General features: G+C 31.4%; 12 protein-coding genes. 7 read left to right on the forward strand and 5 right to left on the reverse strand.

The features are described from left to right. Window positions 1-190: 190 nt before the first annotated feature. From pflB to RCG18_RS11480, 3 genes are all read left to right on the forward strand, one after another. On the forward strand, window positions 191-2,434 hold the full coding sequence (gene pflB / locus RCG18_RS11470; RefSeq protein WP_308041420.1) for a formate C-acetyltransferase: 2,244 nt from the start codon (window positions 191-193) through the stop codon (window positions 2,432-2,434). A gap of 227 nt (window positions 2,435-2,661) precedes the next feature. Then, a complete protein-coding gene (gene pflA / locus RCG18_RS11475; RefSeq protein WP_308041421.1) occupies window positions 2,662-3,378 on the forward strand; it encodes a pyruvate formate-lyase-activating protein in 717 nt (238 codons plus the stop codon). Between the two features lie 884 nt (window positions 3,379-4,262). Then, a complete protein-coding gene (locus RCG18_RS11480; protein ID WP_308041422.1) occupies window positions 4,263-6,266 on the forward strand; it encodes a fructose-1,6-bisphosphatase in 2,004 nt (667 codons plus the stop codon). Window positions 6,267-6,367: 101 nt separating this feature from the next. Here RCG18_RS11480 and glyA read toward each other — a convergent pair whose 3' ends face one another. Continuing rightward, window positions 6,368-7,603 (reverse strand): serine hydroxymethyltransferase, encoded by a 1,236-nt coding sequence (gene glyA / locus RCG18_RS11485; RefSeq protein WP_308041423.1) that lies wholly within the window; start codon window positions 7,601-7,603, stop codon window positions 6,368-6,370. Between the two features lie 285 nt (window positions 7,604-7,888). On the opposite strand from glyA, the gene RCG18_RS11490 reads away from it, so the two are divergent. The 3 genes from RCG18_RS11490 (at window position 7,889) to RCG18_RS11500 (ending at window position 10,930) form a co-directional block, all read left to right on the forward strand. Beyond that, the gene (locus RCG18_RS11490) at window positions 7,889-8,950 is read left to right on the forward strand and encodes an AI-2E family transporter (protein ID WP_308041424.1); all 1,062 of its coding nucleotides are present in this window, start codon (window positions 7,889-7,891) and stop codon (window positions 8,948-8,950) included. 271 nt (window positions 8,951-9,221) lie between these two features. Continuing rightward, window positions 9,222-9,785 (forward strand): NUDIX hydrolase, encoded by a 564-nt coding sequence (locus RCG18_RS11495; protein ID WP_308042011.1) that lies wholly within the window; start codon window positions 9,222-9,224, stop codon window positions 9,783-9,785. A gap of 23 nt (window positions 9,786-9,808) precedes the next feature. Continuing rightward, window positions 9,809-10,930: an acyltransferase gene (locus RCG18_RS11500; protein ID WP_308041425.1), complete on the forward strand. Its 1,122-nt coding sequence runs from the start codon at window positions 9,809-9,811 to the stop codon at window positions 10,928-10,930. Between the two features lie 146 nt (window positions 10,931-11,076). On the opposite strand, the gene RCG18_RS11505 is transcribed toward RCG18_RS11500, so the two are convergent. The 3 genes from RCG18_RS11505 to RCG18_RS11510 are packed head-to-tail and all read right to left on the reverse strand — an operon-like array spanning window position 11,077 to window position 14,679. After that, a complete protein-coding gene (locus RCG18_RS11505) occupies window positions 11,077-12,732 on the reverse strand; it encodes an ABC transporter ATP-binding protein (RefSeq protein ID WP_374119081.1) in 1,656 nt (551 codons plus the stop codon). A 32-nt stretch (window positions 12,733-12,764) separates the two neighbouring features. Further along, window positions 12,765-12,950, reverse strand: coding sequence for a hypothetical protein (locus tag RCG18_RS29005; RefSeq protein WP_374119082.1), 186 nt, complete (start codon window positions 12,948-12,950; stop codon window positions 12,765-12,767). 1 nt (window position 12,951) lies between these two features. Continuing rightward, window positions 12,952-14,679, reverse strand: a complete 1,728-nt coding sequence (locus RCG18_RS11510) for an ABC transporter ATP-binding protein (RefSeq protein WP_308041426.1) — start codon at window positions 14,677-14,679, stop codon at window positions 12,952-12,954. Between the two features lie 194 nt (window positions 14,680-14,873). Between RCG18_RS11510 and RCG18_RS11515 the strand changes: the two genes are divergently transcribed. Next, a complete protein-coding gene (locus RCG18_RS11515) occupies window positions 14,874-15,389 on the forward strand; it encodes a hypothetical protein (RefSeq protein ID WP_308041427.1) in 516 nt (171 codons plus the stop codon). A 65-nt stretch (window positions 15,390-15,454) separates the two neighbouring features. Here the strand turns inward: RCG18_RS11515 and cls are convergent, their stop codons facing one another. Continuing rightward, window positions 15,455-16,879 (reverse strand): cardiolipin synthase, encoded by a 1,425-nt coding sequence (cls, locus tag RCG18_RS11520; protein ID WP_308041428.1) that lies wholly within the window; start codon window positions 16,877-16,879, stop codon window positions 15,455-15,457. Window positions 16,880-17,224 lie beyond the last annotated feature (345 nt).

A 17,224-nucleotide genomic window follows, 5' to 3' on the forward strand; every position in this document is an offset into this window, starting at 1 on the left:
AGTAAAAACATCTGTATCAATCTATTTTGAAAATTCGCCTAAAATCAAAAGAAAAAAGGTATTGATACAGTTGAAAATAAATTGTATAATAGACTCATAAATAAAACAACAGATTTTAAATTTTAAAATTATTGCAATTTAATTCTGCTACATAGTTAAAATATAGATTTAAATCAAGGAGAGATGTAAAATGATGAAACAATGGCAAGGATTCCAATTAGGAAAATGGACAGAAACAATAGACGTGAGAGACTTCATACAAAAGAACTATACAATGTATGATGGAGATAAAAGTTTCCTAGCAGCGACCACTGAAAAGACTAAGAGTTTATGGGACAAGGCAGAAGCTCTTATTATAGAAGAAATTAAAAAAGGCGTTATGGACGTTGAGACTAAGGAATTCTCTGGTATAAACAACTTTAAACCAGGATATTTAGATAAAGAAAATGAAGTAATCGTTGGATATCAAACAGATGCTCCATTAAAGAGGATAATGAACCCATTCGGTGGAATGAGAATGGTTGAGCAATCCCTTGAAGAATACGGCTTCAAAATGGATGAAGAATTAAACAAGAACTTTAAGAAATACAGAAAAACTCACAACGAAGGAGTTTTCGATGCTTATACAGAAGAAACAAGAAAAGCAAGAACAGTAGGTCTTTTAACTGGACTACCTGATGCTTATGGAAGAGGAAGAATAATAGGTGACTACAGAAGAATAGCTCTATACGGAATGGACTTCCTAATAGCACAAAAGAAGAAGGATTTAAACGAATTAAAAGGATCCTGTGATGAAACTATAAGACTTAGAGAAGAAGTTTCAATGCAACTTCGTGCTATGCAAGAATTAAAAGCAATGGCTTTATCATATGGAATAGATATATCAGCACCAGCTTCAAATGCTGTGGAAGCAGTTCAATTCGTATACTTTGGATACTTAGCTGCAGTAAAAGAAAATAACGGAGCAGCAATGTCACTAGGAAGAAACACTACTTTCTTAGATATATTCATAGAAAGAGATCTTCAAAGTGGAGCTATAACAGAAGCAGAAGCTCAAGAAATAATCGACCAGTTTGTTATAAAACTAAGAATGGTAAGACACTTAAGAACTCCTGAATACAATGACTTATTTGCAGGAGACCCTAACTGGATAACTGAATCAATCGGTGGAGTTGGAGTTAACGGAAAGTCATTGGTTACTAAAACAGCTTTCAGATTCTTACACACACTAACAAACTTAGGACCAGCACCAGAACCAAACATGACAGTACTTTGGTCAGAAAAGCTTCCTGAAGGCTTCAAGAAGTATTGTGCAGAGATGTCAATAAAGACAGACTCAATTCAATATGAAAATGATGATATAATGAGACCAATATATGGAGATGACTACGCTATAGCTTGCTGCGTATCTGCTATGGAAGTAGGTAAGAGAATGCAGTTCTTCGGAGCAAGAACAAACTTAGCAAAAGCATTACTTTACGCTATAAACGGTGGAGTAGATGAAAAGAAAAAAGCTAAGGATGGCAGCTTAATAGAAGTAGTACCTGGAATAGAAAGAATAACTGATGAAGTTCTTGATTTCGATAAGGTAATGGCAAACTACAACAAAGTATTAGACTATGTAGCTGAGCTATATGTTGATACAATGAACACAATACACTATATGCACGATAAATATGCTTATGAAGCAGGACAAATGGCTCTTCACGATACAAAGGTTAAGAGATTCATGGCATTTGGTGTAGCAGGATTATCAGTTGCAGCTGACTCCTTAAGTGCAATAAAATTTGCTAAAGTTAGACCAATAAGAAATGAAGAAGGAATAGCAGTTGACTTTGAAATAGAAGGTAACTTCCCTAAATACGGAAATGACGATGATAGAGTAGATGATATAGCAGTAGAATTAACAAAGAAATTCTCAACTGAGCTTAAGAAGCATAAGACATACAGAAATGCAGATCATTCACTATCAGTGTTAACTATAACATCAAACGTTGTTTATGGTAAGAAAACAGGATCAACTCCTGACGGAAGAAAAGCTGGAGAAGCTTTTGCACCAGGAGCAAACCCAATGCACGGAAGAGATGAGAATGGAGCTTTAGCATCACTAAACTCAGTAGCTAAAATACCATACAGAGAATACTGCCAAGACGGTGTATCAAATACATTCTCAATAATACCAGATGCACTTGGAAAAGATGAAGAAAGCAGAATAAATAACCTTGTAAACTTAATGGATGGATACTTCGCACAAAGTGCATTCCACTTAAATGTAAATGTACTTAGAAGAGAAACTCTAGTAGATGCTATGGAAAATCCAGAAAAGTATCCAACTTTAACAATAAGAGTTTCAGGATATGCTGTTCACTTCAACAGATTAACTAAAGAACAACAAAAAGAAGTTATAAGCAGAACATTCCACGGAAAAATGTAATAAATAACACTATTACTATAGATAGAGTTGTTATAAAAGGAAGGGGCTTAATAAAAGCTCCTTACCTTCCCCCTCATATTATAGTATAATAAGATAAATAAATATTAAAGATAATACTAATGTTATCCAATCCCTATAATTGAATATATAATTGAAATGACCCGTTGTTTTAATGACAACGGGTATATTTGCAAATAATACTTATAAATAAAAAGGTGGAGATAAATATGACAATAGGAAGAATTCATTCCTTTGAAAGTATGGGGCTAGTTGATGGTCCAGGAATCAGATGTATAGTATTTATGCAGGGATGTGCCTTAAGATGCGCATATTGTCATAATCCTGATACATGGGCCTTTGGCCAGGGAAACGAGATGACACCTCAAGAAGTACTTAAAAAGTTAATTAGATTTAAACCTTACTTTAAAAATGATGGTGGTGTTACTTTTTCAGGCGGAGAACCACTGATGCAGCCGGAGTTTCTTATAGAAGCATTAAAATTATGTAAAGAAGCTGGAATTCATACAGTTATCGATACGGCAGGATATGGAATTCCAAAATATTATGATGAAATACTAAAATATACAGATTTAGTTCTTCTTGATATTAAACATGTAGATGATGATGGCTATAAAAACCTTGTAGGGCAGGGCAAAAACGGCTTTGATGAGTTTTTAGCTGCAGTGCAGAAGGCTAATACTAAGCTATGGATAAGACATGTAGTTGTACCAGGTTTAACAGATTCTGAAGAACATATAAAAAAGCTGGCAAAGATAATAAAAAATATAAGCAACGTAGAAAAAATAGAACTTCTTCCATATCATACACTAGGAGTAGATAAATATACTAAGCTGGGATTAGAGTATAAGCTAGCCGATGTAGACTCTATGGACATGGAAGACATTGAAAAACTAGAAAAAATATTAAAAGAAGAATTGAAATAATATTTGTCATAGTTTTACATGAGTATTTTCTAAAGAAAATACTCTTTTTATGTTTAAATTATAGAGTGTTTTAAGCATTATATAAAACCTCATAATAATATAAGCTAAATTAATAGTGATTTTTAGTAAAAGATGTGATATTATCTAATTGCTTCAAGTGTAAAAGCGAAATTTGCAACAGAGTTAAATGGTGTTATACAACAACTTAATGAGGAAACAAATAAGTTTAAAATATAAATCATAAAAAGTTTCCAGTATATTGAACTGGAAACTTTTTTATAGACAAAAATAATTCCAATGCAACCTTTGAAAAAAGAAAATTCAAGTACTTGAAAAGTCGCATCAGAATTTTAATAACATTAAGAAAAAACATAATATATTTTAGGGGGAGAGTCCTAAAATAAATGAATTAAAGTTAGTGAAAACAACATTAACTTAACCCTATATTAATTATAACATAACAAGATAGAAAATCAATAATTAATTGGAAATATTTAGAAAATTATAATAATAGCATAAAATGTCATTTAAATCTTTTAACGAGTGTGCTTTTTTATATATTATACTAAATATTTTAAATTTTAGCTGGTTAGTATAATAAATATTTTTATATTAATCTCATATACTTTGTAGAAGTACTGGCATAAAATATAAAAAAGTATTCTATGTTACATCATACAAAAAATGGATAAATCTTTAATAAAATTGAGAACTAAGCTTAAAGGTTGGGGTTTATAAGTCAAAATGCAAATTGTTTTATTATGCACAAATATGTTATACTAATTATATAATAAATATTATAATACATATCATTCGCCGAAAAAAATCAATATAGTATATCATTAATATTAAATATATCAATGTTTTAAAGGAGTAAAGTTAAGATGATTTTCTATGATGAAAACAACTTAGATATAATAGAAAAAGATTTAAGATATATTCAATTATTGGCCAAGCAATACCCTACAATATCAAGTGCAAGTACAGAAATAATAAATTTACAAGCTATTTTAAATTTACCTAAGGGAACGGAACATTTTATAAGCGACGTACACGGAGAAAATGAATCCTTTACACATATGCTGAAAAATGCCTCAGGAGTGATTAAAAGAAAAATAGATGATGTATTTGGAAATTCTTTAAGGGAAGAGCAGAAGGCAGCCCTTGCTACGCTGATTTATTACCCAGAGCAGAAATTGGACCTAATTAGACAAACGGAGAATAATTTAGAGGACTGGTATAAGATAACTCTTTATCAACTTATAGAGTTGTGCAAGAATGTATGTTCAAAATATACACGATCTAAGGTTAGAAAGGTTCTCCCGGAGGATTTTGAGTATATAATAGAGGAATTACTTCATGAGCAGGATGATAGAGTTGATAAACAAGCATATTATAATGGAATTATAAAAACTATAATAGATATAGATCGTTCAGGAGACTTTATTATAGCTATAGCCAGTGTGATTCAAGGACTTGTTGTTGATAGACTTCATATTATTGGTGATATTTACGACAGAGGCCCTGGTGCGGATATAATTATGGATGCTTTAATGAAACATCATTCTGTAGATATTCAGTGGGGCAATCATGATCTTTTATGGATGGGAGCAGCTGCGGGATGTGAGGCTTGTATATGTAATGTGCTCAGAATATCATTACGATATGCAAATTTGAGAACTATAGAAGATGGTTATGGAATTAACTTATTGCCATTAGCTACTTTTGCTATGGAATTTTATGGTGAAGATGAATGTAAAGGTTTTGTTCCTAAAACATTAGATAAAAATATCAGTGCAGGAGAGATGGATCTGCTTGCTAAAATGCATAAAGCTATATCCGTTCTTCAATTTAAAGTTGAGGGACATATTATAAAAAGACATCCAGAATATCAAATGGATGATAGACTTGTGTTAGAGCATATAGACATAGAAAAAGGGGAGATTAGCTTATATGAAAAAACTTATAAGCTAAACGATACAAGCTTCCCAACTATTGACTGGAATGATCCTTATAAACTCAGCGATAGAGAAGTAGATTTGTTGGAAAAGTTAACAAGATCATTTATCAATAGTGAAAAACTTCAAAGACACATTAAATTTTTGTATAGCAAAGGAAGTATGTATTTAATATATAATTCTAATGTTTTATTCCATGGCTGTATTCCGTTAAATGAGGATGGAAGCCTTAAAGAAGTTAAAATAGGAAATATAAAATACAGCGGTAAAGACTTACTAGACAGAATAGATCGTGTAGCTAGGGATTCATATTTCTTTAAAGAGGACATTCAAGGAAAGAAATATGGAATGGATATGATGTGGTATTTATGGTGTGGTCCAGATTCTCCGGTATTTGGTAAAGCTAGAATGACTACCTTTGAGAGATATTTCATTGATGATAAATGTACACATCGTGAGCAAAAGGATTACTACTACAGTTATAGAGATAATGAGCAAGTATGCAAAAATATATTAGTTGAATTTAATCTTGATCCAAAGGCTTCACACATTATTAATGGTCATATTCCTGTGAAGACAAAAGAAGGAGAAAGCCCAATAAAAGCTAATGGAAAACTTCTGGTAATTGATGGGGGTTTTTGCAAAGCATATCAACCAGAGACTGGAATTGCAGGATATACTTTAATCTATAATTCATATGGGTTATTACTTACTTCTCATGAGCCTTTTGCAGCTATTAAAAATGCAGTAAAAGAAGATAAGGATATAATTTCATCAACAATGATATTGGAGCATGTAGTAAGTAGAAAGAGAGTAGCAGATACAGATGTAGGTAAAGAGTTAACAGAGCAGATAGCAGATTTAGAAAAGCTTCTCATTGCCTATAGAAAGGGTTTAATCAAAGAAGGAAGTAAAGAAAAGATAGTATAAAAATAAATTTAGCGAAGAACAGATGGGAAATATGACCTCTGTTCTTTATTTTTATAAAAATAAAAACATCAGCACAAGATGGCTGATGTTCGGTTTAATGCCTATTTATAAACAGGATATTTATTACATAGTTCTATTACTTCTGTTTTTATTTTTGATAAATCACTATCTCTATTTTCTATAGCATAGTTTATAAAGTATGCTATTTTCTTCATTTCTTCTTCTTTAAAGCCTCTTGTAGTTACTGATGGAGTACCTAGCCTTATGCCACTTGTAACAAAAGGACTTAGTTTTTCGAATGGTACAGTATTCTTATTTACAGTGATACCTATGTTATCTAATAGCTTTTCTGCATCTTTTCCTGTGATATTCTTATTTGTTAAGTCTACTAAAACTAAATGATTATCTGTACCACCCGATACTAATCTAAATCCATATTTCAAAAGTTCCTCTGCTAGAACACTACAATTTTTAACTACGTGATCTATATACTCAGTATATTCATTTGTCAATGCTTCACCAAAACATACTGCTTTCGCGGCAATAATATGCATTAAAGGACCACTTTGAACTCCAGGAAAAACAGACTTGTCTATGTCTTTTGCATATTTCTCCTTACATATAATAGCTCCACCTCTTGGCCCTCTTAAGGTTTTGTGAGTTGTAGTTGTTACGAAATCAGCATATGGTACAGGAGATATATGTTTTCCGGCAGCAATAATTCCAGCTATGTGAGCCATGTCTACCATCATATAGGCATTGACCTCATCACAAATTTCCTTTATTCTCTTAAAGTCTATCTCTCTAGGATAGGCGCTGGCTCCAGAAACTATCATTTTAGGTTTATGTTTTAACGCAAGTTCTCTTAATTCATTATAATCTATTCTTTCTGTCTCTCTGTTTACTCCGTAAGAAACAAAATTATAAAGCTTTCCTGAAAAGCTAGCATTACTTCCATGGGTTAGATGTCCGCCATGGGTTAGATCCATACCAAGCACTGTATCTCCTGGCTGAAGAACAGCCATATACACAGCCATGTTCGCCTGAGAGCCTGAGTGTGGTTGTACATTTACATACTCAGCATTAAACAACTTTTTCATTCTGTCTCTAGCTAAATCTTCTACTACATCAACGACATTGCATCCCCCATAATATCTTTTCCCAGGTAAGCCTTCTGCGTACTTGTTTGTTAAAAAAGAACCCATAGCTTCCATAACGGATTTACTTGCAAAGTTTTCTGAAGCAATAAGTTCTATTCCTTCCTCTTGTCTCGACTTTTCTTGTTCAATAGCAACAAATATTTTTTCATCTGTATTTTTCAGATTTTCAAAATTCACTTTTGTAGCCCCCTTTTGCTTTTTATGATTCTATTTATGAATTGCCCCATAGTAGGATTATAAATTAATTCTCAAAAATTATCAAGTTAATTAAAAATAATAGTTTTTATTATAAATATTTTAAAAAATCATAACTATATTTATTATATTGTAATTAAAGGTGTTTACTTAGCATAAATAAGTTCTTACAATCTGTTTATAACAAAATGTTATGGATTACATAAAATACAGAATAAATACATTCAAACATAACCAAAATAATATTACTTAAATGATTCCAGTTTAATGTTGGAGGGGATAAATATTATTAAGAATAGATGGATTACTACGCTTATAACTATAAACCTAATATTACTTTCAATTATGCTTTTAGGAAAGATTAATTTTATCCATAGACTTGCAACTGCATTAACTAAAGCTTGTTTAATTCCATTACTTGTTTCCTCTCTTTTATTTTATATAATCAGACCTCTTAATAATAACTTTATTAGAAAAGGTATTAGTAGAGGAAAATCAAGTTTAATTACTCTTAGTATATTTATCTTTGTGTTGAGTGGAATTTTATCATATTTTAGTAAATATGCATATTATCAATTTGATCAGATAATTAGGCAGCTTATGACTATTGTTAACGATAGAAATCAAGTTGATGGATTGATAAATTGGATTAATCAATTTATCAATATTAATGAGATATATACTCTATTAGTGGGCGTAGTTAAAATATATATTATTAGAATAGGTAAAAGTTTTAAAACTCTTTTAGGCTATTTTATGAATACCTTCTCAGTGGTATTTCTGATATTAGTTATATTATTTTATATGTTGAAGGATGGAGATAAATTTAAAGATAAAGTAATTTCTTTTATACCTAAAAAATATAGAAAGCTTTCAAATGAACTACTATCTGAAAGTGATTCTATACTTAGTCATTATGTTAGTGGTCAGGCAAAAGTAGCACTTGCTTTAAGTTTGATGATATTTTTTGGATATAAAATTATCGGAATACCAAGTGCACTACTACTCTCTGCAATAACTTTTATTCTTGCGTTTATACCTTTTGTAGGCTTTTTTATTTCAATGATAATTCCTGTAGTCATTGCTTTCAGTATAGGATGGAAGCTGGTTTTAAAGCTTGCATTGGTATTCATTATTGTGCAGACCTTAAAAGGAAGGGTTGTAGTACCAGCAATAATGGCTAAAAGCATGAATATACATCCTTTAACAGATATTTTTTTGGTAATAATAGCTATAGCTGTAGGGGGACCCTTTGCAGCTTTTGCTGTAGTGCCTATATATGCAATTTTAAAAAATCTATGTATAGCTCTAAAATTATTTGATAGGTAGTATATTAACAGGCTTCTTAGTGTCTTTAGCACTTAGAAGGCGTTATCCAGGGCCGTACCGCCACTTATCCCTGTTAGTGGCGGTAGACATCGGGTAAATAATTTGTTAATAGTTAACTTAAATATTCTTTAAATGTAAAAAAAGGTGTATAATCACATTGGGCTTTAGTATAGACAAGCAGCTTTGAAAAAGAGTTAATCGCTTACTCGGTGAGTACTCATTCGACAGTGTGGAGAAGGAGTTTCATATTATTATGAAAGAGAGAAAAATTATGAGTTGGACTGATTTAATAAAAACATATAAACCCTATAATGAACAAGAGAGAAAGGATAAAGAAATTATTTTGCATTGCATAAATACATTTGATGATGTGCTAACTAGAAATAATGAGATTATACATATAACAAGTTCAGCATTTATATTAAATAAAACAAAAGATAAAACATTAATGATACATCATAATATATATAATTCATGGTCATGGACAGGAGGACATGCAGATGGAGAAGAAAATTTATTAGCTGTTGCTATTAAAGAGGCAAAAGAGGAAACAGGTGTAAAAAATGTTCTACCTATTGTTCCAGGCATATTCTCACTGGATATTTTGCCTGTATTGGGTCATGTGAAAAATGGAAAATATGTATCTGCACATTTACATTTGTCCGTTGCTTACCTAGTTGAAGTCGATGAAGATGAACTGCTTATTGTTAAAGCCGATGAAAATAGTGATGTTAAGTGGATTCCGATAGAAAAAATAAATGAATATAGCAATGAACCTCATATGCAGAAGATATATAATAAATTAATATTAAAAATTAAGGAATCAAATATTTAGATTTACAAAAAGGAGCGGCATTTATGAATAAAACGAGACTAAAAGAAATTGACATTTTGAGAGCTATTGCATTTATTTTTGTTGTGGCACAACACACAGTGGGTGGTTTTTCTAATGTTGAGGGCATTAATTTTTTTGATTACACAACATTAAAGTTTCTATATGTTATGGCCAAAACAGCAGTTCCAATCTTTCTTTTTATAAGTGGAATATCTCTTTTTTATGTTTACTCAAATAAGTTTGATTGGAAAAAGTACTATATTAAGAGAGTTAAATATATTTTTATACCCTATATAATATGGTCAGCAATTAATATGATTAAACTTGGCAATACGGAGCGGTTTAAAGATTTTATAGTACAAGTTATAGCAGGTAATGGTGGATACCACTTATGGTATATGGGGATGATTATGAGAGTGTATTTATTTTTCCCAATAATACTTTTTATAGCAAAAAAAATTCATTTGATGAGTACTAAGGTTAGAAAAGCGGTTTTTATAGGATTAGTTATTCTATATTATTTAATATCAAAGTATCAAAACATTGTAGCCGATAATATTAGTTTTCTTATATTTAGGAATCCATCTGAAATACAGCATAGAATTGTAAACATATCTATACTATTCTGGTTTTTATATTTTGTCTTAGGAATTTATTTTGCTTTAAATTATAGTTATTTTAAAAAGAAAGTTTTAGAGTATAAAGGTATAATACTAATAGGTTATTTTTTACTGTTTATATATGCCTATTTAAATGAAGTAAACATTATAGGATTTGTTAGAGTACTATCTTTGTTATACACAGTATTTTCAATATTGGCATTTTATATAATATGTGTCTTTTTATCAGATAAAAATAGAATTTATAATGCAATGAACTTTATAGGCAAATACTCCTTTGTATCTTATATGGCACATATTATAGTCATAAATTATGTTGTTAATGAAATAAGAATTAATTTACATACTAAAGATTATTTAGTTTTAGGAGTTTTAGCGTGGATTACAACGGCAATAATAACACCAATTTTGTTCAGTATAATTAGTTATATTCCATACTCAGAATATTTAACTGGTGTTAAAAATAAAAAAAGTATATTGAATATAAGGAATCTCCTCAACAATGAATACAAAGAATCTGCTTAACAATTTTGACGATCATATAAGTAATTAGGTATAAGGATAATTAGGAATTAAATTAATAAAATAGAGCCTATGATTTAAGTTATAGGCTCTAATAAGTTAGCTTATTTATGAATTTAATTAAAGAAACAATATATAAAGTTACATTTTTATACTTCTTCAACATTTCTAAACTGGTTAAAGTACATACTATTATATATTCCTTTTTTATCAATAAGGGTATTATGGTTACCTTTTTCTAGTATTTTACCGCCATCTATTACCATAATTGTATCTGCATCACGAATAGTGCTTAGTCTATGAGCTATTATAAAGCTTGTTCGTCCATTCATAAGCTTCAACATAGCTTCCTGTATACGAAGTTCCGTGCGTGTATCAACACTACTTGTAGCTTCATCTAAAATCAATATAGAAGGGTTTGCCAAAATGGCTCTGGCGATAGCTAAAAGTTGCCTTTGTCCTTGACTTAAATTTGAACCACTTTCAGATAGTACTGTATCATATCCATTAGGAAGTCTTTTGATAAATGAATCAGCGTTAGCCATAGCAGCAGCAGCCTCTATTTCCTCATCAGTAGCACCTAACTTTCCATATTGAATATTTTCTTTTATTGTTCCAGAAAAAAGATAAGTATCTTGTAACACTATACCGAAGCATTGCCTTAGGCTATCCCTAGTATATTCTCTTATATCGGCGCCATCAATTAGAATTCTCCCGTCAGTCACATCATAAAAACGAGCCAGTAGATTTACAATAGTAGTTTTTCCAGCACCTGTTGGGCCAACAAGAGCGGTAGTACTTCCTGATGGAGCATCAAAGTTAATGTTCTTCAATATAGGAACATCTGCACGGTATCCAAAGTTAACATTTTCAAAGACTACATGTCCAGTAGGACTTTTAAGTACTTTAGACTCTGATATATCCTTTGGTTCTTCCACTTCGTCAAGTATTTCAAACACTCTCTCGGCTCCTGCAATGGCAGATTGCAATGAGTTGAATATATTTGCCAAATCATTTAAAGGTCTTGAAAACTGTCTAGAATAGCTTAGAAAGCTAGCTATTACACCTACAGTTATTAAGCTTCTAACCGCTAGGGCGCCACCTACTCCAGCAACTACTGCAAAACCTATATTATTTATTACATTCATAAGAGGCATTATAAATCCCGACCATATTTGAGCTCTTATACTTATTTCACATAATTTAGAGTTAATCTCATCATATTGTTGAATTATCTTATCTTCATGATTGAAGGACTTAACAATTTGAATACCAGATATAGCTTCTTCAATATGTCCATTGAGTTTTCCAAGTTTATCTTGTTGATTCTTAAAAAGTACACTAGTCTTTTTAGATATAGTGCGTGTAAGAAGATATACCATAGGCACAGTTATAATGCTGGCTAGGGTAAGCAGAGGACTTAGGATAATCATCATTATAAAAGAACCTGCCAGTGTTATTAATCCAGACATTAGCTGTGTTGTTGATTGAGATATAGTACTACTTACATTTTCAATATCATTAGAGAGTCTGCTCATAATATCTCCATGGGTATGAGTATCAAAAAACGAAATTGGCAAGTTTTGAAGCTTAGTAGAAAGCGAATTTCGTAAACTTTTAACTATTTTCTGAGAGATACCTGCCATAAGCCACCCCTGAAGAAAGCTGATGATAGCATCTGTAATATAGGCTATTATAAGAACTAGTACCAGTATTTCGAGGGAACTAAAGTCAACAAAGCCGCTTTTTGCAGACATTGCATCTATTGAATGGCCTATTAGATAAGGTGCTGTTAGACTCAGCATAGAATCTACTATAATAAAAGTAAAAACAATGATTAGAAGCTTACGCTCCTTACCGAAATATCTCCACAACCTTGATAATGTACCCTTGAAATTTTTGGCTTAACAACAGGTGCCATTCTATGGACGCCTCTAAAACTACTGATACCTTTAGGACCGTTCAAAGTATTTTTGTCAGAGGCACTAGAATAACCTTTAGCGCTATCTTTTCCATTTCCCATGTTATATCACCTCTTTCCCAACTTGAGAGCGAAATATTTCCTGATAAACATTACAATTTTGAATAAGATCTTCATGTTTACCAATATCAACTATACTACCATTGTCTAACACAACTATCTTATTACACCACATGATAGAGGTAATACGTTGTGACACTATTAGGCAGGTGATATCTGAAGAGTAGTTCTTTAGAGCCTCTCTGATTTTTCCTTCCGTAGTTACATCTACAGCACTGGTGCAATCATCAAGTATAAGAATGTCAGGTTTCTTGATTAATGCACGTGCAATAGAAATACGCTGCTTTTGTCCACCAGAAAAGTTTACCCCACCTTGTCCTAGCTGTGTATTGTATTCTTCTGGTAGGGTTGAAATGAAGCTATGAGCTTGAGCCACTTCCGATGCCCTTATTACTTCCTCCAGAGTGGCATCCTCCTTTCCCCATCTAATATTATCTATTACAGTACCAGTAAATAACATAGCATTTTGAGGAACAACTGCTATTCTATCTCTTAAATTCTTAGGGTCTATATTGTTTATATCAATTCCATCAATTTTTATAGTACCACTGGTAATATTATAGAAATGAGGTACTAGGCTGACAAGAGTGCTTTTCCCAGAGCCTGTAGAACCGATAATTCCTAATGTATCATTAGGCATGCATGTAAGCGTTATGTCCTTTAGTATAGATTCTCCAGAGGCATTAGGATAAGAGAAATAAACGTGCTCGAAATCTATTCTACCTTTTATATTAGATATTTTTACTGGATTTTCCTTTACATAAACATTATTTTCAAGCATAAAAACTTCACCTATGCGAGATGCAGAAGCTCTTGCTCTAACAAGCATTGTGAAGACAAAAGATACCATCATAAGAGAAAAAAGAATTTGTGTCATATAATTAATAAAAGCAATTATTTGTCCTACATGTATATTTCCATTATTTACACGAAGTCCACCAAACCAAATGACTGCAACTATGCCGAGATTTACCGTAAGAGCTATACTTGGAGAAAAAACAGACATTAAACGCATAGCATTAGTGGATACTGATGCTAATTCGTCGTTAGCTTCTTCAAATCTTTTTACTTCGTAGTCAAAACGATTGAAGGCTTTTACTACTCTAACACCGGTCAAGTATTCTCTTATTACACTATTTACTTTATCTAGAGCATTTTGAACTCTAATAAAGAAAGGATATCCAACCCTCATGTTAATAAATATGAGAACAGCTACTATTGGTATTACTGCTACTAAGATAAGAGACATTTGTGGATTAAGACGTATGGCCATAAAAAGACTTCCTATACACAGAATAGGAGCCTTGACAAAAATTCGCATCAATCCATTTGCAAAGTTTTGTACTTGAGTTACATCATTGGTTAATCTTGTAATTAATGATGCTCTCTCAAACTTATCTATGTTGTCGAAGGAAAAAGTTTGTATTTTCTTGAAAAGATCAGATCTAAGTTCTGTTCCGAACTTTTGAGATACATTACTTGATAGAATATTGCGGCCGGTAGCCGCCACAGCCCCCACTACAGTAACCATAAGCATTAGAAATGTCATATGCATTACATACGACATTTGCTTATTAGCAACACCTATATCTACAATCTTAGACATTATAGTAGGCTGTATCAAGTCGCATATAGCTTCAAGTACTAGACAGAATATGGCGGCGCTAAAAGGCTTCCAGTATTTTTTTACGTACTTAGTTAAAAATTCCACTCTTGTTTCACCTCTTTATTATGAATGATACTAATTTGCTACGAGTTTGTCACAGAATCGTCACAAAGCAATTATATAATTATAAAAGCTAACACATAAGATTTATCGTTATAAGTATAATACATCTAGTATTAATAAACTAGATGCTTAGAATCCTATTTATAAAGTTGATAGTGGATGAAGGGAGATAGAAAATGAAAAAAAGTAAATTTTTTAGAAAAACATTGATATCATTAACAGTCATTATTATGTCTGTAAGCTTGTTTGCGGGGTGTCAGAATAAAAGTAGTAGCAGCGGAACAGAACAAACAGCTAATAATAACACACAAAATAGCAAAAGGCCTGATCCAGAGCAAATGAAAAAACGAATGCAGGATAATATAAAACCGCTTGTGTCTGATGGTACTATAACTCAAGCTCAAGCGGATAAGATTATAGAGGCTATGACAACAAATAATCGTAAAAAGAGTTCACAAGGAAATCAACAAAATAGTAATTCCAATAATAGTCAAAATAGTAATCAGAACAACAACCAAAACAGACCTAGAAACAATGCTTTAAGTGAGTTAGTATCAAATGGAACCATAACACAAGCTCAGGCAGATGCTGTTATGCAGAAAATTAGAGGAAACTCAGCACATAAAAATAATGGACAGGGTACTCAGAATAATGGACAAAGTTCTCAAAGCAATGAACAGAAATCTAATTAATAAATTTTAGAAATAAAAAACTTTGAACATCACCTTAACTTGTGATATTCAAAGTTTTTACTTCATTATAATAGTGATGAAAACACTCTGCAAAAGGCTTCAAATGCTTTGACTAATGGGGAAAGGTTATTAAAATAGTCTTCTGTTATCCGCTTACTTACTTTTAAATCTTGAAAAAATAGATTTTCAAGTTGTTCGGTGATTTCCTCATCATAAATTACAGCATTTATTTCATAGTTCAATACATAGCTTCTAATATCCATATTTGCAGTACCAATAGTACATATTTTGCCATCAACAGAGGTTGTTTTTGCGTGTATAAAACCCTTGGGGTCATAGAAGTGAACCGCTACTCCAGTTCCAATTAAGTCTTCAAGATAAGTTCTCGAGGCAAAATAAACTAAAATATGATCATACCTTGCTGGGAAAAGTATATGAACATCAACTCCACTTAGTGCAGCAATTTTTAATGAATTAATTATACTTTCACTAGGAATAAAATAGGGAGTTGTTATGTAAACGTGATCTTTTGCCATATTTATCATTTTTATAACAGCCTGCTCTATGGCAGGAAACTCTGAGTCAGGGCCACTTTTTACAAGCTGCATTAACTTACCTTCTCCACCTTCTGTTTCGGGAAAGAACTCATCAAAGTCATCTCCGTAGTAAAAAAATTCTTCGTTAGCTTCTTTTATAGTAGCAAAGTCGTCTAAAAATACTGCTTGAAGACCATATACAAAGTCTCCTTTAACCATAATATGCGTGTCTCGCCAGTAACCGAATTTACTTCGACCTACATATTCATCACCTATATTTATTCCTCCTGTAAAGCCAACCTTACCATCAATTACAACTATTTTTCTATGGTTACGATAATTAATTTGAGTATTAATCTTTCTAAGGATTGGAGCTAAAAAGTAAGAGTATTGTACTATGTCTACTCCCGCAGCCTTTAATTCCTTAATATATTTTTTTCTTAGTCTTATACATCCTACTCTATCCAGTATTAATCTGATTTTAACTCCTTCTAGAGATTTTTTTATAAGTATGTCCTTTATTTCATTACCAATTTCATCACTTTTTACTATATAGTATTCCATATGAATATGACTTTTAGCTTTTAACAATTCCTCTTTTAAGGATGCAAACTTTTCGATACCGTCCTTATAAATTTTAATGCTATTACTGTTAAAAAGAGGAGACTCGCTATTTTTGGATAATAATTCTATTAAGGGAGCATAAGTATGATCCTTTATATTTTTCATCGCTTCATATATTAATCTTTCAATATTTATTCTTGTTTCATCATGAAGCTTATGTTTCTTCCAGTTACGTCCCAAAAAAATATATAAAAATAACCCTATTGGTGGAAATAATATAAAAACTAGCAGCCAGGCTATAGTTTTCTCAGGATTTTTCCTTTCTAGCACTATTACAAATATAGATATAATGGCGTTAAAGGCAATTATCCAGTATAAAGCTGATTTCATGTTGCGCCACACCTCCCATTATAAGAATGTTTATAACTTACAGCTAAAAATGTGCCTTATTAGGATATAATAAAAATAATACACTTATTATCCAAGGAAATAAAGGATTTTACAGTGAAACATAGAATATTTTATATTTATAGAATACACCTATGATAATAAATTTAAACATAATTATTTGAGAGGATGAAGAATTGTGGAATTTGATAAAATAATATATTATGGATCAACACCAATTTTTGTATTACTATTTATATTTTTAGTTGTTCTTCTTGTTAAACAAATAAAGAAAAATAGATAAGATATTCTAGTTTTTGTTAGCATCTTTTAATTAAGATGCTCTTT

This window comes from Clostridium sp. OS1-26 (assembly GCF_030915445.1).
In the GTDB taxonomy this organism is placed as follows: domain Bacteria; phylum Bacillota; class Clostridia; order Clostridiales; family Clostridiaceae; genus Clostridium_AM.